Source organism: Streptomyces sp. NPDC043746 (assembly GCF_056436485.1).
Genome location: NZ_JBWKCM010000019.1, coordinates 35168 through 60566, shown reverse-complemented (window position 1 = coordinate 60566; position 25399 = coordinate 35168). Strand labels below are relative to the sequence as shown.

Genomic DNA, 25399 nt, shown 5'->3' with positions numbered 1-25399 from the left:
CCAGGTTGGCGGTTGCATCGTTCCGGCTGGTGTGGGGCGGGGTGATCTGTCGGATCGGGAGTGGGCTCGGCCCGAGCCGCACTTGCCGAAGAACGTGGGACGTGGCGGTCGTGGGAAGAGCCATCGCAGGGTGATCAATGGCATCCTCTTCCGGCAGCGGACCGGTGGCTGAGTGGCGTGATCTGCCAGCACGGTTCGGGAAGTGGAAGACAGGGCACGACCGCCACCGGCGCTGGTCGGCGGACGGCACGTGGGACCGGATCCTACGAGCCGTCCAGGCCGATGCTGACGCGGAGGCCGGATCGACTGGAGCATGGTCAGCGTGGACTCGACCTCCTGCCGGGCCCATCAGCACGCTGCGGGCGCCTGCAGCGGCGTGGCTCGCCCTGATCACCTGGGTGGCGATGCCGGAAAGCCCCTAGCACGAGCACGTCCATCTCATGGCCTTCCTCGCGGATGCCCGATGCTGTCGCCGGTTCAAGACGACGAGCAAGTCCGCCCGTCTCTCTGGTTACTCCCTGGAGTGGCCACAGAGTACGGGCGGCAGGGGTTGAGCTTGGTGTCTACCGTCTTCGAGGTCGCGACAGCTGGTGAACACCCTCACGGCCCGGATGCTCAGGGCATGAGCGGTGTGCGATCGGCTTCGCTGTCAGTCGATGGTGACGACGAACTCGGGTTCTTCGTAGTCGCCCCTCGGTACGGCGAACCTGATTTCTTCGCCGGCCTTCCGGTCGGCCAACTGGGGGGCAAAGGCCATCAGCGAGGCACACGGCCGGATTCTCACGCAGCTCGGTTTCCACCGCGTCGTCTATCCCGAGCGCGACATGGGGCAGCGCGTCGCCCACCTCGTACGGGGCCGCATGCTGGACCACATCGAGTTCGAGGACGACTTCGCCATGGTCAAGACCAACCCGCCCGCCGACATCATCGGGTTGCCCCTCTCCAACAGCGCCGTCCGCTCCCGCTACGGCATCACGGTCGTCGCCATCAAACGCCCCGGCGAGGGCTTCACCTACGCCACCCCGAGACCGTCGTGGAGGCGGACGACACCATCATCGTCGCCCGGCGTACCCGGGAGACCGAACGTTTCAGCGAACTGCGGCAGCGCCGTCCTTCTGTCGCCGGCGGGCCGCCGGTGTGACCCGGAGTCCGGCGACGAGGCCGACACGGTCCGCCGTGTCCGCGAAGTGGCGCGGGGCGGCGTTGCCGGTGTCGACGGAGGGACGGTGACGGCCGGGGTGCGCCGGACAGGGATGCCGCACCGGTCGCAGTGGGCGACGTACATGTGGAGGGGCTACATGCGTACGACGATGTTGCCGATCTTGCGGCCGCTGTCGACCCGGCGATGCGCCGCAGCGATGTCGCGCAGATCGTAGACCTGGTCGATCACGACACGGAGCGCGCCATCGGCAGCCAGCCGCAGAAGGAAGTCGAAGTCCTCGGCCCGTTCGGGCGCGGGGCCCGCGACGGCGTCGCCGCGGGCGCGGACCGTGTCGCCCAGGCCCGCGACGGCCAGCAGCAACACTCCTCCGGGGCGCAGCAGGCGCCGACCCGACGTGATCGAGAGGTTGCCGACCGCGTCCAGCACCACGTCGAACCGGTCGGCGACCTCCGCCAGTTCGTCTTTTCTGTAGTCGATGACCTGGGACGCTCCCAGGTCGGTCACCAGGTCGGCGTTCGCCGTGCTGGTCACACCGGTGACGGTTGCGCCGAAGTGCTTCGCCAGCTGGACGGCATTCGTGCCGATCGCGCCCGACGCGCCGTTGACGCACACCGACATGCCGGGGCTCACCGAAGCCTTGTCCCGGAGGAAGTGCAGCGCTGTCGAGCCTCCGAACAGCACCCCGGCCGCGTCCTCGTGACTCACCGTGGACGGCTTCCGCGCGAGCTTCTTCGCCGAGGCCACGACGTACTCGGCGTGTGCGCCCAGTTTCGCCCCGGTCATACCGCACACCTCGTCACCCGGCGCCACGTCGTGGACGCGCTCGCCGACTGCCGTGACCTCCCCCGAGAAGGCACTGCCGAGGATCGTCCGCCGGGGGCGGAACACGCCGAACGCCAGCCGCGCGAGCAACCCGAAGCCGGCGGGGAACCGGGCACCGCGGATACGCGAGTCGCCCGAGGTGACCGCCACCGCTCTCACGCGCACCAGCACCTCGCCTGCACGTGGCGCGGGCCGCGGAACCTCCCCGATGCGCACGACATCGGGCGAGCCGTACCGATCGATGACTGCTGCCTGCATGACCTCTCCTTACGGGTGTAAGCCTACGGGGGACGGTAACCTTACGAGCGTAAGGAAGCAAGCCTGATCCGAGAGGCCCTGTCATGCCGCGGCGCTCTGCCCTCAGTCACGACCGCATCATCGAGGGTGCGGTCCAGGTCGCCGACCGGGGTGGCCTCGCCCAAGTGAGTATGCGCAACGTCGGCAAGGAACTCGGCGTCGAGGCGATGTCGCTCTACCATCACCTCGCGGGCAAGGACGCGCTGCTGGACGCCCTGGCGAACTGGATCTTCACAGGGATCGCGCTGCCGGAACCCCATCAGCCCTGGCGCCCGGCGATGGCCGACCGTGCGGCATCGGCCCGCGCCACCCTGTCGCGGCACCCATGGGCCCTCGGCCTCATCGAATCGCGCCGCGTCCCCGGCCCGGCCCTGCTTCGGCATCATGACGCCGTGCTCGGCTGTCTGCGTGGCAACGGCTTCTCGGTCGCGCTCGCGGCACACGCCTTCTCCGCCATCGACGCCTACGTCCACGGCTTCGTGCTGACCGAGCTCAACCTGCCCTTCGACGCCGGCGCCGGGGCCGGGGAGTTCGTCGGCGAGCTCCAGGACCAGCTGCCTCCTGACGCCTACCCGCACCTGGCCGAGCTGGTCACCGAGCACGTCGTGCGGCGGGACTACTCCTATGCCGACGAGTTCGACTACGGCCTCGGCCTCATCCTCGACAGCCTCGAGTCACGTCTGGCGGACCGGTGAGCCGGCCTCGGGGCTCCTTCGCTCAACCGACCGCCGAGCGCGGTGCCAGGCTCTGTCGACCCCCGACAACCAGGAGTTGTCGCCGGGTTCATCCGGGATGCATGAACGCCAGGGACGATCGGTCCTGCTCGTGCCGCGGATGGACGGCAACTACTGGAGGTCATGGATGGTCAAGCGTCGTGAGCTGCTCGGGATGGTCGGCGCGACCGTCGGAGCCGGAGTGCTGGGAACGGGCGCGGCCGAGGCCAGGCCGCGGGATGTCCACGGCCGCCGCCCTCCCGCGAACCGAACGCTCAAGGTCATGCAGTTCAACATCTGGCTCGGCGGCAGCCGGGTGCCGGGGGGCCGGGCGGGGATCGCCGACACCGTCGCCGCCGTGGAGCCCGACGTGGTGATGCTCAGCGAGTCCAACCCGGAACGGGTGGCCCACCTCCTGGCTGATCTCGCCGCGCGCGGGTTGACGTACTTCGACAACAGGAATCCGACGGACCCCGGGGTGATCTCGCGCTACCCGATCATCGAGTACGCGTCCTTCCCCTCCTGGTCGAAGGCGGTCGTCTCGGTCGACGGCGTCGAGGTCGCGGCCTACTCCGGTCATCTGGAGTACCGCTACTACGTCAACTACCTCCCGCGCGGATACGGCGGCGGCACTCCGGCGCCCCTTGAGACCTCCGAGTACGGCTGGAACGAGATTCCGACCGGTCCGATCACCGATGTCGGCCTGATAGAACGGCTCAACGAGGCTTCGGGGCGCACAGCGGTGACGAGGACGGTGCTCGCGGACGCCGCAGAAGAACGCGCCAAGGGGCGGCTCGCGCTGCTGGCCGGTGACTTCAACGAGCCCTCGCACCGCGATTGGAACCACCGGACCCGGAACCTGTTCGACCACCATGGCACCGTCGTCGCGTGGTCGACGACGAAGGCCATCGAGGACGCGGGGTTCCGCGACAGCTACCGCGCGGTCCACCCCGACCCCGTGCGTACCCCGGGCTTCACCTGGCCGAGCGACAACCCGGGTGCCGACGTCGGTGAGCTCACCTGGGCGCCGAAAGCGGACGAGCGGGACCGGATCGACTTCGTCTTCTACCACCCGGACCGCCGGATCCAGCTCCTCGACAGTGTGATCGTCGGGCCGTCCAGCACCATCGTGCGCAATCGGCGGGTGGAGGAATCAGGCAGGGACCCGTTCTGGAGGCCCACGTGGACCTGGCCGACCGACCACAAGGCCGTACTGAGCACGTTCCGGGTGAGCACGCGCTGAGCGGACTCGTGTTCAGGTCGGGAGCGTCCGGTGTCGCCGACCGCGACGGGACCGCCGGGGGCGAGCGTCAGGGGCGCCCGCTGAGGCGGTGGGAGCCGTACCCGGCCGCGCGTGACAGATCGCCGATCACGCCTCGACGGTGAGGGAGTGCCCGCTCCGGGACAGGGGTAGACGGGCGGCCTTCGCGGGCCCTCGCGTCACGATCCGGTCTCGGACAGGGAGCGGAGTCTTGCCTTCCGCCGCGCGATCGATTCCATGGAGCCGTGCAGGAGCGGTCCACCCTCTGGTTTCGAGGTGTACGGAAACCACAAGGAGGTGGTCCGGACATGGCGAGCACCAAAGATGTCGCGACCCCGGCGGGGGTCTCCGTCGCCACGGTCTCGCGGGTGCTGAACAGCCGTCCGTCCCTCAGCAAGGAGGCGCGCGCCCGCTGCCCGTTCTGAGAATGCGTGCGGACTTCGACATGGAAACCGCGCCGTCGTTGAAAGCGTTGCCGCTGCCCCTGTGGCCGCGCAGGGTGGAGATGAATCCCGCCGACGTCACTTTCATCGGCTCATCCGGCGTCAACTTACTGCTGGCGCATCACAGGCACTGCCGGGAAGCGGGTAGTCGTCTCCTGGTGGTCCACCCGTCCAAGACGGTTGAGCAGATCATCCGGCTTCTGGGTGTGCAAGAGCTGCTGATGGATGAAGGCAAGGACGAGGCAAACCGCGAACGGTGGGGCGACCCGCCGGACCCGCCCTAGCCAACTCCCTTTCTCCGCAAGGGAAACCGAGTAAAATTGACCCTCTACTCGGGGGAGGGCAGATGTCCGAACTGCTGGCTGCCGCCGCAGTCATCGCACCGTTCGTCAGCGCCGCCGCGACCTCGTTCGCCGGGGCCGTCGTCGACTCCGCGCGACAGGCTCTGGCGGACAGCGCGGTGGAGCGGGGGCGCAGACTGCTCGGCGCGGTGCTCCACCGGGGGAGCGAGGACCCGCCCCTCACGGGGGACGATGCCGACGCGGCCACGGCCATCGAAGGGCTGCCGCTGCGCGAGCGGGAGATGTTGGAGAGCGCGATCGGGAGATGGCTGGCCGACGGCGGTGACCTGAGTGCGGGCTCCCTGGTCCACTCCATCGGTGTCGTCCACAGCGAACACCGGGCGGGTGACCGGATCCAGGTGACCACCCACGGGCCCAACTCCCCGGCGATCGGCACCGTGCACACGGCGACCTTCACCTTCAACGGCGGACCGGACGGCGGAACGGCTTGACGGCCCAACCGCCGCCCCGGGGCGACACCGTCACCCATGGACCCAACTCCCCGGCGATCGGCTTCGTCGGCAAACTCTTCCTGAGCGTCCTCGTCGGGGACTTCGTCGACCTCACGGACCGGGCCCGGCGCTGGAGCGTCTGGAACTGGCCCCCCTTCCTGCTGGTGGTGACGCTCGCCGCCGTCGCCCTGGTCACCGCCCCGGCCGGGCCCGCGCGCCAGTTCCTCTGGGTCCACGTCGCGCTCGGCCTCTCGGTGGCCCTGGTGCTCCTCCGGCTGGTCCTGCCGGTGCGCAGAGGCCGACCCCACTGGCGCGTCCTGATGTCGGCGACGGCCCTGATCGGCTCGCTGTCCGCGGTGGTGGGCATGGACCATCTGGCGGACCACGGTGAGCTGGACGTCACCGGGCGCAGCCGGATCGGCGGTGGCCCGTTCACCGACGGCTCCACGGTGGGCCTCGTGGTCGACAGCCCGGCCGACCGTGCACGGCTGCGGCTGACCCTCACCGTCCGGGACGCCGACCGGGCCGCCCAGTTCTGCGCACCGGAGACCCGCTACTCCGCCCAGCTCCGCGGGGTCGCGAGCACGCGCGTGGAGGATGTGCGCGGCGGACAGACGATCGGCTTCCCCCTCGGCGGGCTCCGGGGCCCGATCGACGTGGAGATCACCCTGCGGACCGACGAAGGGTGCTGGATGAACCTGTCCGTCGCCCACGCCGTACTGCACGACTGAGAGGACACCGTGGCTTCCACCCGAGAGAGAAGGCGCCCGGCGCGGCCCGGGACCGGCCGACTGGCCGCAGGCCTTGCCGCGCTGGGCCTGCTGGTGGCCTCCGCGGCCTGTTCCTCCCCGCAGGAGGAACGGGAGTTCCTCGGCGTGAAACGGGTGACGGTCGCGATGCACAACGACCTGCCCGGCCTGTCGTACTCCTCGAACTACGACCGCTCCGGGCTCGACTTCATCATGCTCCAGCACATCGAGGAGGAGATCGACGTCCCCTTCAGCGAGCCCGTCGACGTCTCCTCGGGGGACCGGATCACCCAACTCCTTCAGCGCAAGGCGGACATGACCATCGCCTCGTTCTCGATCACCGCCGAGCGGATGGAGGCGATCGACTTCGTCGGCCCGTACTTCAAGACCCGCCAGGGCTTTCTCGTCGGCCCGGAGAGCGCCGGTGTCGAGCGGCTGAGCGATCTGCGCGGCAGCCGGATCTGCACCTGGCAGGGGACCACGTCGGTCGAGGCGCTGGACGGCATCAGGGAGAGCAGCGGCTCCGATCCCGTCGTGCTGACCGATGCCTCCGACTGTATCGACCAGCTGGTGGACGGCCAGGTGCAGGCGGTCTCCACCGACCAGGCCATCCTCTACGGCTTCGCGCGCCAGCACGAGAAGGAGGGCCTGCGCGTGGTGCCTGACGTCACGATAGGAGCCCCCCAGCACTACGGCATCGGGCTGCCCAAGGGGCACGCCGAGGACTGCCGCAGGCTCGCGTCCTGGCTGAAGAGGCATGTCGGGACCAGCGGTTGGATCAGGGACGTGGAGACCTCCCTGCCCGCACTCATCAAGGCGGATCCGGGCTGGATCAGCAGCCACAAGCCGAGCGCCGCCGAGATCGAGGCCCGCTCGTGCCGCGGCAGCATCAGCCCCTGACGAACCGCTCCCCGGCGTCCCGCAGCCGCTCGTGCAGCTTGCCGAACACCTCCGCCGAGCGCCCGCCCGGCCACCCCTGAGGCAGCAGCTCCTGCGGCAAGCCCGGGTCGGCATAGGGGAGTTGGCGCCAGGAGTCCAGGGCCAGCAGATAGTCCCGGTAGGCGTCCTGCGGGCGCGGGCCCTCCTCGGTGGCGGGAGCCGCCTCCCACTCCCTCAGCACCGGCTCGTGCAACTCCAGGAAGTCCCGGTGGAGTCGGGCCACCGCCTCCAGGTCCCACCAGCGCGCCACCGACTCCCGGGTCGCGGTGAAGCCCAGGTGGACGCCGCGGAACAGGTCGACGTAAGGGGCCAGTTCGAGCCGCTCCAGGGTGTGCCGGGTCTCCTCGTAAAGCCCGGCCGGGGCGATCCACACCCCGGGGGCCGCCGTGCCGAAGCCGAGCCGGGCCAGCCGGGAGCGCAGCAGATGGCGCTTGCTCCGCTCGGCCTCGGGCACCGAGAAGACCGCCAGCACCCATCCGTCGGCCAGCCGGTGCGCCGGGCGGTCGTAGATCCGCCCGTCCCCGTCGTCGAGCAGCTGGCGGGCGTCCGGCGACAGGGCGTACCCCGCCGACCCGTCCGCCGCCCGCGCCGCCACCAGCAGCCCGCGCCGCTTCAGCCGCGAGACGCACGAGCGTACGGAGGGCGCGTCGACGCCGACGGCGTGGAGCAGCCGGATCAGCTCCGACACCGGGAAGGGGGCGTGGTCGGAGGGTCGACCGTAGGCGCCGTAGAGCGTGACGATCAGGGAACGGGGGGTGCGCAGCTCGGCCACGTGATCACTCTAGGGTGTGTCCTTCCTGAGCAGGAAGCGCTGGAGTTTGCCGGTCGCGGTGCGCGGCAGCGACTGCTCGAAGGCGAAGACGCGCGGGCATTTGTGCGGGGCCAGGTTGGCCTTCATATGGGCGCGCAGCGAGTCCGCCGTCTGCTCCGAGTCCTCCGTCAGCACCACGTGCGCCACCACGATCTCCCCGCGGAGTTCGTCCGACCGGCCGACCACCGCCGCCTCCGCGACCTCCGGGTGGCACAGCAGGGCGTCCTCCACCTCGGGGCCCGCGATGTTGTAGCCCGACGAGATGATCATGTCGTCGGCGCGGGCCACGTAACGGAAGTAGCCGTCCGGTTCGCGGACGAAGGTGTCGCCCGTCAGATTCCAGCCGTGCCGGACGTACTCCGTCTGGCGGGGGTCGGAGAGATAGCGGCAGCCGACCGGGCCGCGGACGGCGAGCAGCCCCGGTTCGCCGTCGGGCAGCTCCTCGCCGTGCTGGTCGACCACCTTGGCCTGCCAGCCCGGCACGGGGACGCCCACGGTGCCGGGGCGGATGGCGTCGTCGGCGGCGGAGATGAAGATGTGCAGCAGCTCGGTGGCGCCGATGCCGTTGATGATGCGCAGCCCGGTCGCCTCCCGCCAGGCGTGCCAGGTGGCGGCGGGCAGGTTCTCCCCGGCCGAGACGCAGCGGCGCAGCGCGGAGAGGTCGTGGCCGTCCAGCTCCCCGAGCATCGTGCGGTAGGCGGTCGGCGCGGTGAAGAGGACCGAGACCCGGTGGCGTGCCAGGGCGGGCAGCAGCTGCCGCGGCCCGGCCTGCTCCAGCAGCAGCGTCGAGGCCCCGGCCCGCAGCGGGAAGACCAGCAGCCCGCCGAGGCCGAAGGTGAAGCCGAGCGGCGGGCTGCCCGCGAACACGTCGTCGGGGACGGGCCGCAGGATCTCGCGGGAGAAGGTGTCCGCGACGGCCAGCAGGTCCCGGTGCAGGTGCATACAGCCCTTGGGCCGCCCGGTGGTCCCCGAGGTGAAGGCGATCAGCGCGACCTCGTCGGCGGCCGTGTCGACCGCCCGGTACGGGCCGGAGCCGACGTGCGCGGCGGCCAGTCGGGTCAGGTCGTCGGGGTCCTCGCCGCCGTACAGGGTGGTGCGCAGCCCCTTCACATCCGCCTCGGCCAGATCCGCGGCCGACCGCGCGTCGCACAGCGCGTGGCTCACCCGGGCGAGGGAGCAGATGGTGGCCAGCTCGCCTGCCCGGGCCTGCGCCAGGACGGTCACGGCGACCGCGCCCGCCTTCATGACGGCGAGCCAGCAGGCGGCCAGCCACGGTGTGGTGGGTCCGCGCAGCAGCACCCGGTTGCCGGGCACCACGCCCAGATCACCGGTCAGGACGTGCGCGATGCGGTCCACGGTCTCCCGCAGCTCGCCGTAGCTCCAGACGCCGCCGTCGCCCGAGCGCAGTGCGGGGCGGTCGGGCCCCCGCTCCTCGATCGTGCGGTCGAGCAGTTCGTGGCCGCAGTTGAGCCGATCGGGGTACTGCGGCGCGGGCGGTCCGAGGAGGAGCCGCGGCCACTGGTCCCGCGGTGGCAGATGGTCGCGCGTGAACGTGTCGGTGTGCGCGCCGGGGACGCGTACGGACGCGTCGGCGGCGGCAGTGGGCGTGTTCGGCGTGCTCGAGGAATTCGGCTCCATGAAGGATCGCCCCCTTGTCGCTTCTGGAGCGTATCGTTTGGGTGACGGTAGTCAACGGTCCGCGATAAGACGGTTCCGCGGCAAGACTGGGACGCGACAAGACGCAGACGCGAAATGACCAGAGAAGCGACAAGAGAGGCGCCGCCATGACGGCATTCTCCCTCGAACCGGAACAGACCGCCTGGTGCGAGGAGCTGCGCACCCTCGCCGAGGAGCGGCTCCGACCGCTGGCGGAGAAGGGGGAGCCCGGACGCGTCAACCGCCCGCTGCTGGCCGCCCTCGGTGAGCTGGGCCTGCTGGAGCGGATGTTCGGCTCCGGCGCGCTGGACCTGTGCCTGCTGCGGGAGTCGCTGGCCCGGGGCTGCACCGAGGCCGAGACCGCGCTCGCCCTCCAGGGGCTCGGCGCCACCCCGATCGTCCGGTCGGGCTCCCCGGCCCAGCGCGAGCGCTGGCTCCCCGGCGTCCGGGAGGGCCGGGCCGTCGCCGCCTTCGCCCTGAGCGAGCCGGGCGCGGGGTCCGACGCCGGAGCCCTCGCCCTGGCCGCCGACCCCACCCCCGGCGGCTGGCGGCTCACCGGTGAGAAGTGCTGGATCTCCAACGCGCCCGAGGCCGACTTCGCCACCGTCTTCGCCCGCACCACCCCCGGTGCCGGATCGCGCGGGATCACCGCCTTCCTGGTCCCCGCCGACCGCCCCGGACTCACCGGCCAGGCCCTCGACATGCTCTCCCCGCACCCCATCGGCACCCTGGAGTTCGACGGCGTACCGGTCACGGCCGACGACGTCCTCGGGGAGCCCGACCGGGGCTTCCGGGTCGCGATGGACACCCTCAACCTCTTCCGCCCCAGCGTCGGCGCCTTCGCCGTCGGGATGGCCCGCGCCGCCCTGGACGCCGCCATCGCCCACACGGCCCACCGCACCGCGTTCGGCGGCACCCTGAGCGATCTCCAGGCCGTCTCGCACCAGGTGGCCGAGATGGCCACCCGCACCGAGGCCGCCCGCCTCCTGGTGTTCGCAGCGGCAGCGGCGTACGACGCGGGGGAGAGCGGGGTGCCGCGCCGTGCCGCGATGGCCAAGCTGTACGCCACCGAGACCGCGCAGCACGTCGTCGACACCGCCGTCCAGCTGCACGGCGCCCGGGCCCTGCGCCGCGGCAATCTGCTCGAACACCTCTACCGCGAGGTCCGCGCACCCCGGATCTACGAGGGCGCCAGCGAGGTGCAGCGCGCCATCATCGCCAAGGAGCTGTACGCGACGGCAGCTCAGCAGGCCGACGCCCGGCAGCCGGCGCCCCGGCAGGCGGACGTCCGGGAGCCCGCAGCCCAGGAGGCCGCCACCACCCCCCGTACCCAGGAGCCGACCCCATGAGCCCGTCCCACCGGATCAACCCGGCCGAACTCTCCCCGCCCACCGGCTTCTCGCACGCCGTCGTCGCCACCGGGGGCCATCTGGTCTTCCTGGCCGGGCAGACCGCCCTCGACACGGAGGGCAAGGTCGTCGGCGCGACCCTGCCCGAACAGTTCGCCACCGCGCTCACCAATCTGCTCACCGCCCTGCACGCGGCGGGCGGCGCCCCCGCCGACCTGGCCCGCGTCACCGTCTACGCCACCGATGTGGCCGACTACCGCTCCCACGCCCCCGAACTGGGCCGGATCTGGCGCAGGCTCGCGGGGCGCGACTACCCGGCCATGGCGGTCATCGGGGTGGCCCGGCTCTGGGACGAACAGGCGGTGGTCGAGATCGACGGGATCGCCGTCCTGCCCTGAGGGGTCGAGCCGCCCCGGCGTGCGAGCCCGGTCGCGCCCCGTTTCCTCCCGACCCCGGAGACGCCGAAGCAACCATCCCGTAAAGAGGCCGCCAAGAAGACCGCGTCAGGCTCGCCGGGCACGGCACCACAAAGAACAACTCCACCGGCGGCGGCCCCCGTGCCCCGGCCGACGGCGCTTCGAAGCCGCCCCCGGCCCAGGCGGGACGGATCGTGCGCGGCGTGCCGGTCCGGTGAATCCGGTGGCGCGATATATCTCTATTCGGTGCCCTCCATCCGGATTGTCCCCGTCTCCCAGCCCGACCCGCACACCGCCCTGTGATCGCGCTCGTCCTCTTCCATTTCGCGCTGGCGGCCTGCGCGGGCCCCCTGGTGCACCGGCTGGGCCGGCGCGCCTTCGTCGTGCTCGCCCTGCCCCCGGCGGCCGCCGCGGGCTGGGCGCTGACACAGTGGAACACCACCGCCTCCGGCGACGCGGTCACCTGGTCCTGGCAGTGGATCCCGGACTACCAGGTCGGGCTCGACCTCCGTCTGGACGCGCTCTCCGAGCTGATGGTGCTGCTGGCCACCGGGGTCGGCGCGCTCGTCCTCGTCTACTGCGCCTCCTACTTCCGCGACGACACGCCGCAACTGGCCCGGTTCGCCGGGAACCTGCTGGCCTTCGCGGGCGCGATGCTCGCCCTGGTCCTCGCGGACGACCTGATCACGCTCTATGTGTTCTGGGAGCTGACCACGGTCTTCTCCTATCTGCTGATCGGCCACAGCAGCGAACACCGCCACAGCCGCCGCTCGGCCCTCCAGGCCCTGACGGTCACCACGCTCGGCGGCCTCGCCATGCTGGTCGGCTTCCTGATCGTCGGTCACGCCGCCGGTACGTACCGGATCTCCGCGATCGTGGCCGACCCTCCGGAGACGACCCTCGCCCTCTCCGTCGCCCTCGTCCTGATCCTGAGCGGCGCCCTGTCGAAGTCCGCGATCTGGCCGTTCTCCATGTGGCTGCCGAACGCCATGGCCGCCCCCAGCCCGGTCAGCGCCTATCTGCACGCCGCAGCGATGGTGAAGGCCGGTGTCTACCTGGTCGCCCGGCTCTCCCCGGCCTTCGCCGACGTGCCCGTGTGGAAGCCCGTCGTCCTGGTGCTCGGCGGCGCCACCATGCTGCTCGGCAGCTGGCGCGCCCTGCGCCTCAACGACCTCAAGCTGGTCCTGGCCTACGGGACCGTCGGCCAGCTCGGCTTCCTCACCCTGCTCGCCGGCACCGGCAACCGGAACGCCGCCCTCGCCGCCGTCGCGATGATCCTCGGCCACGCCCTCTTCAAGGCCCCGCTCTTCCTCGTCACCGGCATCGTCGACCACGCCACCGGCACCCGCGACCTGCGCCGGCTCTCCGGAGTCGGCCGTTCCCTGCCGTACGTCGCGGGGGTCGCCGGCCTCGCCTCCGCCTCCATGGCCGCCCTGACGCCACTCCTCGGCTTCGCCGCCAAGGAAGCCGCGTTCGAGGCGCTGCTGCACGGCTCCACCGCCGAGCGGTGGGCGCTGGCGGTCGTCGTCGTGGGCTCGGCGCTGACCACCGCGTACACCCTGCGCTTCGTCTGGGGCGCCTTCGCCCGCAAGCCCGGCGTCCCCGACACCCCCGTGCACCGCGTCGGCTGGGCCTTCCTCGCCCCGCCCGCCCTGCTCGCCGCCCTCGGCCTGGTCCTCGGCCCCGCCGTCGGCCTGACCGACCGGCTGCTCTCCGCGTACGCCGACACCTACCCGGCCACCGAGAACCCCTACCACCTGGCCCTCTGGCACGGGTTCGGCCTCGCGCTGCTCCTGTCCGCCGTCGCCTGGGCAGCCGGTGTGGGCCTCTTCCTCGCCCGGACCACCGTCGCCGAGCTCTCCCGCCGCGTCGCCTGGCCCACCGCCGACAGCGTCTTCGGCCATCTGCTGCTCGGTCAGGAACGGCTCGCCCTCCAGGTCACCGGCTTCATCCAGCGTGGTTCCCTCTCGGTCTACCTGGCGACCACGCTGCTGGTGATGGTCGCCGGCCAGCTCGCCGTACTGATCACCGACACCCCGTGGCAGGGCGCCCCCGCCCCCCGGCTCTGGGACAACTGGCTCCAGGGCGGCGTGGCCGTGCTCACCTGCATCGCGGCTCTGATGTGCCTGACCGTACGGCGCCGCATGAAGGCGGTCGTCCTCAGCGGCCTGATCGGATACGGGGCCGCCCTGCTCTTCGTCGTCCAGGGCGCGCCGGACCTGGCGCTCACCCAGTTCTGCGTCGAGACCGTCGCGATGGTCGTCTTCGTCCTGGTGCTGCGCCGGATGCCGGTCCACTTCGAGGAGACCGTCTCGCCCTGGCGGAGGGCGGTCCGCATCCCGGTGACCCTCGTCGCCGCGGCGACCGTCGGCGTCGCCGTCTGGGTGGCCGCCGCCGCCCGGACCGCGGACCCCGCCGGTGCCGCCATGGTCGAGGAGGTCGCGGCCCACGGGTACAAGGACGTGGTCGCCACGATCCTGGTGGACCTGCGCGCCTGGGACACCATGGGAGAGTCCGCGGTGCTGGCCGCCGCCGCGATCGGCGTCACCAGCCTCATCTACCTGCACCGCCGCAGCGACGGACCGATGCCGCCGGAGGAGCTGAAGGGGCGCACCGCCTGGTCGCTCGCCGCCCAGCACACCATCCGGCTGCCGCGGGGCGACGACGTGGCGCCCGAGCGCAGCTGGCTGGCGGCCGGCTCCACCCTCGCCCCCGAGCACCGCTCGATCGTCTTCGAAGTGGTGGCCCGCCTCCTCTTCCACCCGATCCTGATCCTCTCGGTCTACCTGCTGTTCTGCGCCGAGAACATGCCCGGCGGCGGCTTCGTCGCCGGACTGGTCGCCGGGGTCGCGCTCATCACCCGCTATCTCGCGGGCGGCCGCTTCGAACTGGCCCAGGCCGCGCCCCTGCAACCCGGGCTCTTCACCGGACTCGGCCTCTTCATCTCCACCGGCGTCGGCCTGCTCGGTCTGATCGACGGCACCGTCCTGCACGCCTTCACCTACCACGGACACCTGCCGATCTTCGGCGCGTTCCACATGAGTACGCCGGTCCTCTTCGACTTCGGCGTCTACCTGCTGGTGCTCGGCGTCGTCCTGGACATCGTCCGGGCCCTCGGGGCCAAGATCGACCGGCAGATCGAACGGGCCGCGGGAGCCCTCAACGCCCCGGACCGTCCCGCGGCGGGAGGGGTCCCCCGATGACCGTCAGCGCCTCGCTCCTCGCCACCGCCGTGGTGCTCTGCGCGGTGGGCGGCATCCTGATGCTCACCCGGCCGCTGACCCGCATCCTGCTCGGCGCCGTGATCCTGAGCAACGGGGTCAACCTGCTGATCATCGCCTCGGCGGGCAGGGCGGGCGCCGCCCCGCTGCTCTACGGGGCCGACCTGGACCTGGTCACCGACCCGCTGCCGCAGGCCATCGCGCTCACCGCGATCGTGATCACCCTCGGCACCACCGCGTTCCTGCTCGCCATGGCCTACCGCAGCCACCAGATCACCGGCACCGACGAGGTGCACGACGACCTGGAGGACCGGCGCATCGTGCTCCGCGCCGAAGTGCTCGGCGAGCGCGCCCAGCTCCGCGAGGAGTTCCGCTCGGGCGCCGAACCCACCGCGGACGAGCGCGAGCGCTACCGGGAGGAGCGCCGCAGACTCCGCGACCGGCTCCGCGCCGACCGCGCCCGCCAGGCCCGTGGCCGCGACGCGTCGGGCGACCTCTGGAACGACGTCATCGGCGCCGACCCCGAGGACTACGAGCGCGACGGCGACGCCAGGGCCGACGACCGCTACCCCCGAGACGACAGAGGAGCCGCCGGATGAACGCGCTCGTCCCGCTGCCGGTGCTCCTGCCGCTCTGCGCCACGGGACTCAGCCTCACCTTCGGCACCCGGATGCAGCGCTTCCAGCGCTTCATCAGCGTCGCCGTGCTCACCGCCGTGCTGGCGCTGTCGATCGCCCTGATGATCGCCGCCGACCGCCAGGGCCCTCTCTCCGTCCACCTCGGGGACTTCGCCCCGCCGCTCGGCATCACCCTGGTCGCCGACCGGCTCGCCGGGCTGATGCTCACGGTCTCCTCGGCCGTCACGCTCTGCGTGCTGATCTACTCCCTCGGCCAGGGCATGACCGAGCGGGACCGGGAGACCCCGCTCGCCGTCTTCCACCCGGCCTACCTGATCCTGGTCGCCGGAGTCTCCTGCACCTTCCTCGCGGGCGATCTCGTCAACCTCTTCGTCAGCTTCGAGATCATGCTGGTGGCCAGCTTCGTCCTGCTCACCCTCGGCGGCACCGGACCCCGTATGCGGGCGGGCTCCACCTACGTGATCATCTCGCTGTTCTCCTCGATGCTGTTCCTCATCGCCATCGCGATGACGTACGCGGCCCTGGGCACCGTCAACTTCGCCCAGCTCGCGGAGGGGCTGCCCGGACTCCCCGTCGGGGTGCAGACCCTGATCCAGGCCATGCTGATCACCGTCTTCGCCATCAAGGCGGCGGTCTTCCCGCTCGCCGCCTGGCTTCCCGACTCCTACCCGACAGCGCCCGCGCCCGTCACCGCCGTCTTCGCCGGGCTGCTCACCAAGGTCGGCGTCTACTGCATGGTGCGGGCCGAGACCCTGCTCTTCCCGGGCAACCGGATCGGTGACCTCCTGATGGCCGTCGCTCTGGCTTCGATGATCATCGGCATCCTCGGTGCGGTCGCCCAGACCGACCTGAAGCGGCTGCTCTCCTTCACCCTGATCAGCCACATCGGCTTCATGGTCTTCGGGATCGGCCTCGCCACCCGGGAGGCGTACGGCGGAGCCGTCGTCTACGTGGTCCACCACATCACCGTGCAGACCACCCTGTTCCTCGTCGCGGGACTCATCGAGCGCCGGGGCGGCACCACGGAGCTGACCCGGCTCGGCGGACTGGCCAGGGCCGCGCCGATGCTCGCGCTCCTCTTCTTCGTCCCGGCCATGAACCTCGCGGGCATCCCCCCGCTCTCCGGCTTCATCGGCAAGCTCGGGCTGATGCGCGCGGGTGTCGCGGACGGCTCCGCCTGGGCCTGGATCCTGGTCGCCGGGTCGGTGGTCACCAGCCTGCTGACGCTGTACGTCACCGCCAAGGTGTGGAACCTGGCGTTCTGGCGGGCGGCCCCGCCCGGACAGGCCGAGGCGGGCACCGTCCTGGAGTCCGAGGACGACAGCGACGACGACGCCGACGTGGGCCCCGACGGCCTGCCCGGCACCGGAGACGAGGGCGTGAGCCCGGTCCTGTCCGACGGGCCCCTCGCGGCGAAGCCGCGGGAGAAGTCCGTCACCACCACCAGCCGGCTGCCCTGGCCGATGACGGCGGCCACCGCCGCGACCATCGCGCTGGGCCTCTCCTTCACGGTCCTGGCCGGTCCGCTGACCGCCTTCACCGACCGCTCGGCCGTCGAACTGCTGCAGCGCACGCCCTACGTCGAGGAGGTGCTGGGCCGGTGAGCCCTTTCCTGCGGTTCTCGTACCGCAACGCCGACCTGCCGCCGATGAGCTGCACGGTCGGCCGCCGCGGACGGGTGCTGGACCTGCCGCTGATCGCCTGGCTCACCCTCATCTGGGTGCTGCTCTGGTCCACCTTCAACCTGGCCAACATCATCACGGGCGTCATCGTCGCCACCGCCGTCTGCCTGGCCTTCCCGCTTCCTCCGGTGGACCTGGGGCTCCGGCTCCACCCCTGGGGCATCATCCGGCTCGCCGGCTATCTGCTCTACGACATGTACACCTCGGGAGTGAAGGTCACCCGGCAGATCTTCGTCGGTCTGCCGCACCGGGCCGCCGTCATCGGCGTCCCCCTGCGCTGCCGCAGCGACCTGATGCTCGCCGCCGTCGCCGTAGCGGTCTCCAACGTGCCGGGCGGCTCCGTCATCGAGGTGCGCCGGGCCACCGCCACCGTCTTCCTGCATGTCCTGGACGCCGATCTGCCCGAGCAGTTGGCCGCCGCCCGGCGCCAGGTCTGGCGGCTGGAGGAGCTGACCGTGCGGGCCTTCGGCACCCCCGACGAGATCGCCCGCGTCGCCGAACCACCGCCACCGCTCCTGCCCGACGCCGGAAGGCCCGCCCCGTGAGTGTTCTCGAACAGACCGACCGCATCCTGCTGACGGCCGCCGTCATCCTGGTGCTGGTGGCGGGCCTCCTGCTGCTGGTCCGGGTCTGGCGCGGGCCCTCCATGCTGGACCGGGCCATCTCGCTGGACGTGATCGCCGCACTGATCATCGCCGGGCTCGGCGCCAAGTCCGCCTTCGCACGGGACGCGTTCTACTTCCCGATCATGATGGTGCTGGCCTTCCTCGGCTTCACCGGCTCCGTGGGCATCGCCCGCTTCATCGCCGTACGGGACAGGCCCGCCGTCGCGGCCCCGGCCCCCGGCATCGACGAGACCGAGAAGGGCCCGCAGTGAACGCCTGGCTCCAGATCCTCGACACGGCCGGTGCCGTGCTGGTCCTCCTCGGCGCGGCGATCTGCCTGCTCGGCGTGATCGGCATGCTCCGGCTGCCCGACGTGCTCTCCCGCAGCCATGCCGCGACCAAGCCTCAGACCCTCGGCATGATCCTGGTGCTGGCAGGGGTCGCCCTGCGGCTGCGCACCGGCATGGACCTCGCCACGCTCGCGCTCATCGGCTTCTTCCAGATGCTCACCGGCCCGGTCGCCTCGCATCTGGTCGCCCGCTCCGCGTACCGCACCGGACAGGTCCAGCACGAGGAGTTGCTCTTCGACGACCTGGACGAGCAGCTCACCGACGGGAAGAGGAAGTAGTCCGTCCGCCCTTCCCCGGGATGATCACGGAACTGTTCCGGCTGTGCCGATCGCCCCACGCCCCCGGGGTCCGCATGCCATGATGCGGGCAATGCCGGACGCTGGGGGGCGTATGGGAAGCACGGGCACCGTGCTGCGCGAACTGCGCGGCGCACAGAAGAGCGCCAAGGGCGTCTCGCTCTACTCGCGGTACGTGAACCGCCCGGCCGGGCGGTTGCTCGCAGCGGGCGCCTACCGGGCGGGACTGACGCCCAATCAGGTCACCTTGATCAGTGGCCTGTTCACCTACTCCGCGATCGGGGCGGTGGCGCTTGCCGAGCCGTCCTGGACGCTGGGGCTGGTCGTCTACGCGGCCCTCGCGATCGGCTTCGCCTTCGACTCGGCCGACGGCCAGCTCGCCCGGCTCACCGGCCGGGGCGGCCCCGCCGGGGAGTGGCTGGACCATGTGGTGGACTGCGGCAAGCTGCTGCTGGTCCACGCCGCCGTGCTGGTCTCCTTCTACCGCTTCGGGGAACTGCCCTCGGACGGTTGGCTGCTGCTGCCGCTCGGCTTCCAGCTGGCCGCCGTGGTGACCTTCTGCGCGGGGCTGCTGCGCGAACACCTCGGCAAGGCGGCGGCCGCCGGGCGGGCGGCGACGGCTCCCGCCGCCCCGGTCTCCCGGGTGCGGGCGATCGCCCTGCTGCCCGCCGACTACGGGGTGTTCTGCCTGGTCTTCCTGCTGCTCGGCGCACCCGGCGCCTTCCTGGCCGGGTACGCCGCGCTCGCGGCGGTCCACACGCTCTTCCTGGCGGCCTTCCTCGCCAAGTGGTTCAGGGAGCTGACAGCGCTCCGTCCCGGCTGACGAGCACGTCCAGCGCCCGGCGCAGCTGGGTGCTGGACGTGTGCACGGTGTACGGGAAGTAGACGACCTCCACGCCGACCTCGGCGAAGTCGCGCTCCAGCTTCTTCCCCTTCTCCGTGCCCCGCCAGTCGTCGCCCTTGAAGATCACGTCGAACCGGACCTGCTGCCAGGTCTCGACCTTGTCCGGCACGGTCTCCACGAACGCGGCGTCGACGAACCGCACGCTGCGGACGATCTCCAGGCGCTCGCGCAACGGGATCACGGGCGTGTGGCCCTTGGCGAGAGCGGCCATCTCGTCCGAGACGACCCCCGCCACCAGGTAGTCACACTGACTGCGGGCGTGCCGCAGGATGTTGAGGTGACCCACGTGGAACAGGTCGTACACCCCTGGCGCGTACCCCACCCTGTGCTGCACCATCCGTATCTCTCCCCCCACGGTCGACATGATCCGGTGATGTTCCAACGACCTTACTGTGAAGAACACTTGTGCAGGCCGTGAACGGATAAGCTCGACAGGGGCCGCTCCCGGGCAGGGAGCGGCGGCTGTTGTGGGGGGAAGGGCGAACGACCGATGTCCGATGCAGAACGGCGCAGGCCGTTCGAGGGCCGCCGTGTCCTGGTGGTCTCGACGAACTACGCACCCGAGGTCACGGGCATCGGCCCGTACGCCACTCAACTCGCCGAGCACTGGGCCCGGTCGGGTGCCCGGGTGCGAGCGCTCACCGGGATGCCGCACTACCCGTCCTGGCAGCTGGACGAGGCATACCGGAGCGTCTGGCGGACCGTGGAGGTGCGCGGCGGTGTCGGGGTGCACCGGCGACGCCACTACGTGCCGTCCCGTCAGAGCGCCCTGCGACGGGCCGCGTTCGAGGCCACCGTCCTGGCCACCGGACTCCTCGCGCCGCCGCCGGGTCGGCCGGACGTGGTGGTCTCGCAGATGCCCAGCCTGGCCGGCGGGGTCATCGGCGCCCGTATCGCCCGCCGCCACCGCGTGCCCTACATACCCGTCGTCCAGGACCTGATGGGTGCCGCCGCCGCGCAGAGCGGCATCCGGGGCGGGGACCGGGCGGCGGCGCTCGCGGCGGCGGCCGAGCGGTACGCCCTGAGCGGCGCGACCCTCGTCGGTGTCATCCACGAGAGCTTCGTCCCCCGTGTCACCGCCCTCGGAGTCGACCCCGGCCGCATCCGCACCGTCCCCAACTGGACCCATGTGCACGGCCCCACGGCCGACCGGGCCGCCACCCGCGCCCGGCTCGGCTGGGACCCCGCCACCCCCGTCCTGCTCCACTCGGGGAACATGGGCCTCAAGCAGGGCCTGGAGGTCCTGGTGGACACCGCCCGTCTCGCTCCCGACCTCCGGGTCGTCCTGATGGGCGACGGCAACCAGCGCGACGCCCTGCGCGCCCGCGCCGAGGGGCTGCCCAACGTGGACTTCCTGGAGCCCGCGGGGGCGGGGGAGTTCACCGAAATCCTCGCCGCCGCCGATGTCCTCGCGGTCACCCAGCGGGCCTCCGTCCTCGACATGAGCGTCCCCTCCAAGCTCACTTCCTACTTCGTCTCCGGCCGCCCGGTCGTCGCCTCCGTCGCCGACGAGGGCGGCACCGCCGACGAGGTGCGCCGCTCCGGGGCCGGGGTGCTCGTCGCCCCCGAGGACCCGGCCGCGCTGCTGGAGTCCGTACGGAAGCTGGCCGCCGACCCCGCCACCGCGGCGGCGCTCGGGGCCAGGGGCCCGGAGTACGTGGCCCGCCACCTGAGCCGGGAGGCGGGGCTCGCCCGCTTCGACGACCTGCTGACCGAGGCCCTGGACGGGCGAGGGAGCGCCGCCCGATGACCGCTGCCAACCGAGTCCCCGACGACCAGGACGAACCGGCGCTCCTGCGCGACCAGTTCCGCCAGCTCCTGCGCTACCGGGCGCTGCTGGCGGCAGGTGTCGTCATCGGGCTGTTCGGCGGCGGCTTCCTCGGCCTCAGCGGCGAGGACACCTACACCGCCACCGGTGAGGTGCTCGTCCGCTCCGCCATCTCCGACCCCTTCGCCGCCGGGGCCAGCGCGGACAAGGGCATCAACATCGGCTCCGAGCGCCAGACCGCCGTCAGCGACACCGTCGGCACCCTGGCGGCCGGCACGCTCCTCAAGCGGGGCGACGACGTCACCGCCCCGGACCTCCTCGCCGGGCTCCAGGTCACCAACCCGCCCAACACCCTCATCCTCCGCTTCGCCTACACCGGCGCCACCCCCGAGCAGTCACGGGCCCGTGCCGAAGCCCTGGCAGGCGCCTACCTGACCCACCGCAAGGCGCGCACCGAGGACAGCATCAAGAACATGTCCGACGGCTACCGGGCCCAGCTCGGCCCGCTGGAGGAGAAGCGCGACCTGCTGGAGAAGCAGATCGGGGCGGGCGCGGACAACGACGTCACCAGCGCCCGCGCCAACATCATCGTCTCCATCTCCGAGCTGAGCCGGAAGATCTCCGAGCTGAAGGCCCTGGACACCACCCCCGGCTACCTCAACAAGAAGCCCGTCGCCCCCACCTCGCCCACCGGCCCCGGTCTGCCCCTGCTGCTCGGGCTCGGCGGGGTCGTCGGCCTCGCGCTCGGGCTGCTGCTCTCCTGGGTGCGGCTCGTCTTCGACCCCGCCGTACGCTCCACCCGCGAGCTGGTCCGCTCGCTCGGCGCCCCGCTGCTCGGCACCCTGCCCCGCGAACGGGCAGCCGCCGGGACGGTGCTCGCCATCGGCCGCAGTGGCTCCCGGCTCGCGGAGGAGTACCGAGCCGTCGCCTTCCGGCTCGCCTACGACCCCGAGTTCGCCGAGCGCCGCAGGTTGCTGGTCACCTCCCCGCGCGGCGACAACCAGGAGGCGGCGGCCGCCGCCGCCAACCTGGCCGCCGCCTTCGCCGAGATGGGCCGGGACGTCCTCCTCGTCGAGGCCGACCTCCGTACGCCCTCCCTCGCCCGCGCCCTGGGCCCCGCCGCCCACGAGGTCCGCCCCCCGCGCTGGGCCGCCGAGGAGGGGGACGGCAGCTGGCCCACCGGCGGTCGCTCCAACGTGGACGTGCCCGGCTCCGGCGCCTTCGCCCTGATCCCCGGCACCACCGTCGACAACGTCCCGCGCGCCCTCACCTCCACCCCGGTCGGCCGCATCGTCGCGGAGGCCGACCGGCCCGGCAGCGTCGTCATCGTCCTGGCCCCGCCGGTCCTCTCCTACGCGGACGCGGTCGCCCTGGTGGACCGGGTGGACGGCGTCATGATCGTCTGCGACCCGCGCGAGGTGCACCGCAGCGACCTGGAGCGCATCCGCGAGATCATCGGGGCCTCCGGCGGCTCCGTCCTCGGCGCCCTGCTCCACCCGGGCCGACGGCGGCTGTGGCAGCTTCGCCGCTCCCAGTCCGCCCGGCGCCGTGCCGGGGGCGGCGGCCCCGACTCCACCGGTGGGCCGGACGGCCCCGAGATCACGGGAGACCCCACCGAGACCCTCGGTCTGCGCTCGCTGACCCTTCCGGCGGTCCGGCGGTGAGAGCCCGCTGGGCCGTCCTCAGCTCGGTGGCGGACCAGGGCGTGGCGGCGCTCACCAACATCCTGGTGCTGGTGGCCGCCGCCCGGCTCTCCACCGTGGCCGACTTCGCCCGCTTCTCCGCGGTCTACCTGGTCTTCACGGTGCTGCTCGGCGTCTCGGGCGCGTACACCGGACAGCCCCTCGTCCTCAAGCGCGGCGCCGGTGCCGAGACCCGGGGCGCCTGCCGTTCGGCCGTCGCGTTCACCCTGCTCGCCGCCGCCGCGCTCGGCGCGCTCCTGGCCGCCGTCTGCCTCCTCGTCCCCGGGGACACCGCACGGGCGCTGACCATGCTCGGCCTGGTGCTGCCGGTGGTCCTCGGCCAGGACGCCGTTCGATACGCCTTCTCCACCCTCCAGCAGCCCCATCTCGCCCTGCTCTGCGACCTCTTGCGACTGGCCTGCGTCCTCGGCGCGCTCGGCACCCAGGTGTACGGGGCCTCGCCCGCGCGCCTGGTCGCGCTCTGGGGCCTCTCCGCCCTGCCGGCGCTGCTGCTCTCCGCCGCCCTGCTCCACCGCGCCACCGCCGGGGCCCCCATGGCCCTGCGCCCGCTGATCCGGCGCGGCCACCTCGGGCAGCGGTTCACCGTCGAATTCGGGGTCGGCAACGCCACCAGCCAGCTCTCCGTCCTCGGCCTCTCCGCCGTCGGCAACCCGCTCCTGGTCGGCGCCCTGCGCGGGGCCACCACCCTCTTCGGCCCGCTGAACGTGCTCTTCACCTCCGCCACCTCCTTCGGCCCCCCGCTGCTCGGCCGCATCACCGACGAGCGCCGCCGTGTCCGGGCCACCGCCGCCCTGGCCGCCGTGCTCGCCGCCACCGCCGCCCTCTGGGCAACCGCCCTCGCCCTGCTCCCCGACCGCGCCGGACGCCAACTCCTCGGCGACACCTGGTCGGTGGCCGCCGGACTGCTGCCCGCGACCGGTAGCCAGTACGCGGCGATGGCCGTCGGCACCTGCGGGCTGCTGGCCCTGCGGATGCTCGACCCGCGCACCACGCTCGCCATCCAGGTGGTCTTCTCGCTCACCGCCGTGGCGTTCCTCGCGGGCGGCTACCTCCTCGGGGGCGTCCCGGGGGCCGCCTGGGGGCTCTTCCTCGGCTCGCTCTGCAAGGCCGTCGTCACCTGGATCAGGGTCTGCCGCCTGCGCCGCCGCCCACCGGCTCCGCGGCCGGAGGGCGTCAGCGCCGACGCGCTGCCCGCTGCTCCCTGAACGTGGCGATCGCCAGCAGACAGAGCGCGGCGATGGCCAGCTTCCCCGCCGCCTGGAGGAGCGGGCCGCGCAGCAGGATGAAGGTGTACCCGGCGAGCAGCGGCGCGGCGATGGCCAGCACGCTCCCCGGCCCCGGCCCCGCCCGGGTGACGGCCAGGGCGTACCGGCGGTCGGTGCGCGCCGACGCGTAGCCGATCAGCGCCAGCCCGCCGATCATGCCGGTCGCACCGAGATCGACCCAGAACTCGGTCCACAGCGGGGCCGAGAGATTGGTCATCCGCAGCCCCATCCACTGCCCGACCCGGACCCCGGTGTCCTCCGGCTTCCCGCTCCACACCGCGCGCGGCACGAAGAACAGGCCGGAGCCCGCCAGTTGGCGGCCATAAGTATGGCCCCGGGTGTCCACCCACGAGATGGTGTTGGCGAACATCACCATCTGGTCGTAGTCCTTGGTCACCAGCGGCTCGAAGACCGATGCGGACTGCGCGGGCCGCTGTCCCTCCTCGTCGTACCGGAACTTGTCCGCGTACGGGAACACCACCAGCGCCCCCACCACCCCGGTCGCCAGCACCGTGCGGTAGACCGCCGCGCTGCTCGGCATCGCGGTGAACACGAACGCCATCAGCACCGTCAGGAACCAGTAACGCGCGTTGGAGATCGGGTTGTTGACCACCAGGTTGAGACCCGCCAGCGCCACCCACACCAGCACCGTCGAGGGGGTGCGCCGAGCCCGGTACGAGGTCGCCAGCCGGCGGGTGTAGAAGAGCAGCGCCAGCAGCGCCGGGACCTGGCCGAACCCCTTGATGAAGGCCGAGCCCACATTGGACCCCTCCGTGACCACCCCGCTCGCCGCCACGGTCTCGTTGATCTCCTGGCGGCTGGTGAAGAAGACCGCGGGCCCGCCCAGTTTCAGCACATAGAACGCGCTCGCCGCGAACGCCAGCACCACCAGCAGCCGCAGTCGCACCGGATGTGCCACCGCGGGACCGCCGCCCCACCCCCGCGCGGAGTGCGTACGGTGCCGCAGCGGTCGGCGCGAGGCCAGCAGTGCCCCCAGGTCGTAGGCGGCACACCCCACCAGGACCATCGCGATCGCGGTCACCAGATCCTGGCGCGGCCCCACCATCGGCGTCGGCGTCTGCCCGATCACCACCTGGGCGAACGGCGCCACGCCCATCGCGATGTACACGAACATCCAGAAGACGCCTTGGAGCAGCCGCCGCCGGGTGGAGAGGATCATCGTCGCCAGCCGGGCCCCCGCATAGCAGGTGAGCACCAGCTGGAGCCAGTACGCCGTGTCCCGGACCCCGCTGCCGGGCTGGGCGGCGATCACCGCGGGCAGGAAGCAGACCAGCCCCAGGACGATCGGCACCGAGAGCGCCCGCGACAGCATCGACCAGGCGATCGGCCGCTCGGGCGGCTCGGAGGGGCCGCGCGGAGCCCCCGGCCCCTTCGGACCCGTCACCGCGCCCCCGGCCTCGTGCCGCGCCGACGTGTGCACCGACGCCATGCGCCCCCCAGAGATCAGTGAACCGCTGAACACTCTAACGAATCAGCCCACTTGGGGAGAGCCGATGACTACCCTGTAAATACTTGGCCTTAGTTGAGGGGAACTC

General features: G+C 72.0%; 24 protein-coding genes and 2 pseudogenes. 21 read left to right on the top strand and 5 right to left on the bottom strand.

Going from position 1 to position 25399, the window contains the following annotated elements; all coding sequences use genetic code 11:
* Positions 1 to 31 precede the first annotated feature (31 nt).
* Together AC0682_RS20720 and AC0682_RS20715 are read left to right on the top strand one after the other, a co-directional pair.
* Positions 32 to 454 (top strand): annotated as a pseudogene (locus AC0682_RS20720) (IS5 family transposase); the annotation flags it as partial.
* 370 nt (positions 455 to 824) lie between these two features.
* Entirely contained in the window at positions 825 to 1376 is a 552-nt protein-coding gene (locus AC0682_RS20715; RefSeq protein WP_478534583.1) for a hypothetical protein, read from the top strand.
* Here the strand turns inward: AC0682_RS20715 and AC0682_RS20710 are convergent.
* A complete protein-coding gene (locus tag AC0682_RS20710) occupies positions 1295 to 2242 on the bottom strand; it encodes an NAD(P)-dependent alcohol dehydrogenase (RefSeq protein WP_478534463.1) in 948 nt (315 codons plus the stop codon). The genes AC0682_RS20715 and AC0682_RS20710 overlap by 82 nt on opposite strands.
* A gap of 83 nt (positions 2243 to 2325) precedes the next feature.
* Between AC0682_RS20710 and AC0682_RS20705 the strand changes: the two genes are divergently transcribed.
* From AC0682_RS20705 to AC0682_RS20675, 7 genes and pseudogenes are all read left to right on the top strand, one after another.
* On the top strand, positions 2326 to 2976 hold the full coding sequence (locus AC0682_RS20705) for a TetR/AcrR family transcriptional regulator (RefSeq protein WP_478534462.1): 651 nt from the start codon (positions 2326 to 2328) through the stop codon (positions 2974 to 2976).
* 166 nt (positions 2977 to 3142) lie between these two features.
* Positions 3143 to 4237, top strand: coding sequence for an endonuclease/exonuclease/phosphatase family protein (locus tag AC0682_RS20700; protein ID WP_478534461.1), 1095 nt, complete (start codon positions 3143 to 3145; stop codon positions 4235 to 4237).
* A 326-nt stretch (positions 4238 to 4563) separates the two neighbouring features.
* Positions 4564 to 4668, top strand: a pseudogene (locus tag AC0682_RS20695) (LacI family DNA-binding transcriptional regulator); the annotation flags it as partial.
* Positions 4669 to 4682: 14 nt separating this feature from the next.
* The gene (locus tag AC0682_RS20690; protein ID WP_478534460.1) at positions 4683 to 4982 is read left to right on the top strand and encodes an STAS domain-containing protein; all 300 of its coding nucleotides are present in this window, start codon (positions 4683 to 4685) and stop codon (positions 4980 to 4982) included.
* 62 nt (positions 4983 to 5044) lie between these two features.
* On the top strand, positions 5045 to 5491 hold the full coding sequence (locus tag AC0682_RS20685; RefSeq protein WP_478534458.1) for a hypothetical protein: 447 nt from the start codon (positions 5045 to 5047) through the stop codon (positions 5489 to 5491).
* A complete protein-coding gene (locus AC0682_RS20680) occupies positions 5488 to 6222 on the top strand; it encodes a hypothetical protein (RefSeq protein ID WP_478534457.1) in 735 nt (244 codons plus the stop codon). Before AC0682_RS20685 ends, AC0682_RS20680 begins: the two co-directional genes overlap by 4 nt.
* A 9-nt stretch (positions 6223 to 6231) precedes the next feature.
* Positions 6232 to 7140, top strand: a complete 909-nt coding sequence (locus tag AC0682_RS20675; protein WP_478534456.1) for a transporter substrate-binding domain-containing protein — start codon at positions 6232 to 6234, stop codon at positions 7138 to 7140.
* Here the strand turns inward: AC0682_RS20675 and AC0682_RS20670 are convergent.
* Together AC0682_RS20670 and AC0682_RS20665 are read right to left on the bottom strand one after the other, a co-directional pair.
* Entirely contained in the window at positions 7130 to 7951 is an 822-nt protein-coding gene (locus AC0682_RS20670; protein ID WP_478534455.1) for a PaaX family transcriptional regulator, read from the bottom strand. The genes AC0682_RS20675 and AC0682_RS20670 overlap by 11 nt on opposite strands.
* Positions 7952 to 7960: 9 nt before the next feature.
* A complete protein-coding gene (locus tag AC0682_RS20665) occupies positions 7961 to 9628 on the bottom strand; it encodes an AMP-binding protein (protein WP_478534453.1) in 1668 nt (555 codons plus the stop codon).
* 146 nt (positions 9629 to 9774) lie between these two features.
* On the opposite strand from AC0682_RS20665, the gene AC0682_RS20660 reads away from it, so the two are divergent.
* From AC0682_RS20660 to AC0682_RS20620, 9 genes are all read left to right on the top strand, one after another.
* The gene (locus tag AC0682_RS20660; protein WP_478534452.1) at positions 9775 to 10995 is read left to right on the top strand and encodes an acyl-CoA dehydrogenase family protein; all 1221 of its coding nucleotides are present in this window, start codon (positions 9775 to 9777) and stop codon (positions 10993 to 10995) included.
* Positions 10992 to 11393 carry a RidA family protein gene (locus tag AC0682_RS20655; protein WP_478534451.1) on the top strand — a complete coding sequence of 134 codons (402 nt, stop codon included), beginning with the start codon at positions 10992 to 10994 and terminating at the stop codon, positions 11391 to 11393. The genes AC0682_RS20660 and AC0682_RS20655 overlap by 4 nt, the downstream gene beginning before the upstream one ends.
* 317 nt (positions 11394 to 11710) lie before the next feature.
* A complete protein-coding gene (locus tag AC0682_RS20650) occupies positions 11711 to 14614 on the top strand; it encodes a Na+/H+ antiporter subunit A (protein ID WP_478534449.1) in 2904 nt (967 codons plus the stop codon).
* Entirely contained in the window at positions 14611 to 15231 is a 621-nt protein-coding gene (locus AC0682_RS20645; protein ID WP_478534448.1) for a Na(+)/H(+) antiporter subunit C, read from the top strand. The genes AC0682_RS20650 and AC0682_RS20645 overlap by 4 nt, the downstream gene beginning before the upstream one ends.
* Positions 15228 to 16874: a Na+/H+ antiporter subunit D gene (locus AC0682_RS20640; protein ID WP_478534447.1), complete on the top strand. Its 1647-nt coding sequence runs from the start codon at positions 15228 to 15230 to the stop codon at positions 16872 to 16874. The genes AC0682_RS20645 and AC0682_RS20640 overlap by 4 nt, the downstream gene beginning before the upstream one ends.
* Positions 16875 to 16918: 44 nt before the next feature.
* On the top strand, positions 16919 to 17497 hold the full coding sequence (locus tag AC0682_RS20635; RefSeq protein WP_478534575.1) for a Na+/H+ antiporter subunit E: 579 nt from the start codon (positions 16919 to 16921) through the stop codon (positions 17495 to 17497).
* The gene (locus AC0682_RS20630) at positions 17494 to 17829 is read left to right on the top strand and encodes an MrpF/PhaF family protein (protein WP_478534446.1); all 336 of its coding nucleotides are present in this window, start codon (positions 17494 to 17496) and stop codon (positions 17827 to 17829) included. The genes AC0682_RS20635 and AC0682_RS20630 overlap by 4 nt, the downstream gene beginning before the upstream one ends.
* On the top strand, positions 17826 to 18185 hold the full coding sequence (gene mnhG, locus AC0682_RS20625; protein ID WP_478534445.1) for a monovalent cation/H(+) antiporter subunit G: 360 nt from the start codon (positions 17826 to 17828) through the stop codon (positions 18183 to 18185). The genes AC0682_RS20630 and mnhG overlap by 4 nt, the downstream gene beginning before the upstream one ends.
* A 112-nt stretch (positions 18186 to 18297) precedes the next feature.
* Positions 18298 to 19026: a CDP-alcohol phosphatidyltransferase family protein gene (locus AC0682_RS20620; protein WP_478534443.1), complete on the top strand. Its 729-nt coding sequence runs from the start codon at positions 18298 to 18300 to the stop codon at positions 19024 to 19026.
* Here AC0682_RS20620 and AC0682_RS20615 read toward each other — a convergent pair.
* Positions 18995 to 19444 (bottom strand): FAD synthase family protein, encoded by a 450-nt coding sequence (locus AC0682_RS20615; RefSeq protein WP_015612087.1) that lies wholly within the window; start codon positions 19442 to 19444, stop codon positions 18995 to 18997. The two genes, AC0682_RS20620 and AC0682_RS20615, sit on opposite strands and share 32 nt — an antisense overlap.
* A gap of 153 nt (positions 19445 to 19597) precedes the next feature.
* Here AC0682_RS20615 and AC0682_RS20610 point away from each other — a divergent pair, with 153 nt between their 5' ends.
* Genes AC0682_RS20610 through AC0682_RS20600 form a run of 3 tightly spaced genes read left to right on the top strand, consistent with a single transcriptional unit; the run spans position 19598 to position 23783 of the window.
* Positions 19598 to 20857 carry a glycosyltransferase gene (locus tag AC0682_RS20610; RefSeq protein ID WP_478534442.1) on the top strand — a complete coding sequence of 420 codons (1260 nt, stop codon included), beginning with the start codon at positions 19598 to 19600 and terminating at the stop codon, positions 20855 to 20857.
* A complete protein-coding gene (locus AC0682_RS20605; protein ID WP_478534441.1) occupies positions 20854 to 22539 on the top strand; it encodes a CpsD/CapB family tyrosine-protein kinase in 1686 nt (561 codons plus the stop codon). The genes AC0682_RS20610 and AC0682_RS20605 overlap by 4 nt, the downstream gene beginning before the upstream one ends.
* Entirely contained in the window at positions 22536 to 23783 is a 1248-nt protein-coding gene (locus tag AC0682_RS20600) for an MATE family efflux transporter (protein ID WP_478534440.1), read from the top strand. Before AC0682_RS20605 ends, AC0682_RS20600 begins: the two co-directional genes overlap by 4 nt.
* On the opposite strand, the gene AC0682_RS20595 is transcribed toward AC0682_RS20600, so the two are convergent.
* On the bottom strand, positions 23752 to 25293 hold the full coding sequence (locus AC0682_RS20595) for a hypothetical protein (protein ID WP_478534439.1): 1542 nt from the start codon (positions 25291 to 25293) through the stop codon (positions 23752 to 23754). The two genes, AC0682_RS20600 and AC0682_RS20595, sit on opposite strands and share 32 nt — an antisense overlap.
* Positions 25294 to 25399: the final 106 nt, after the last annotated feature.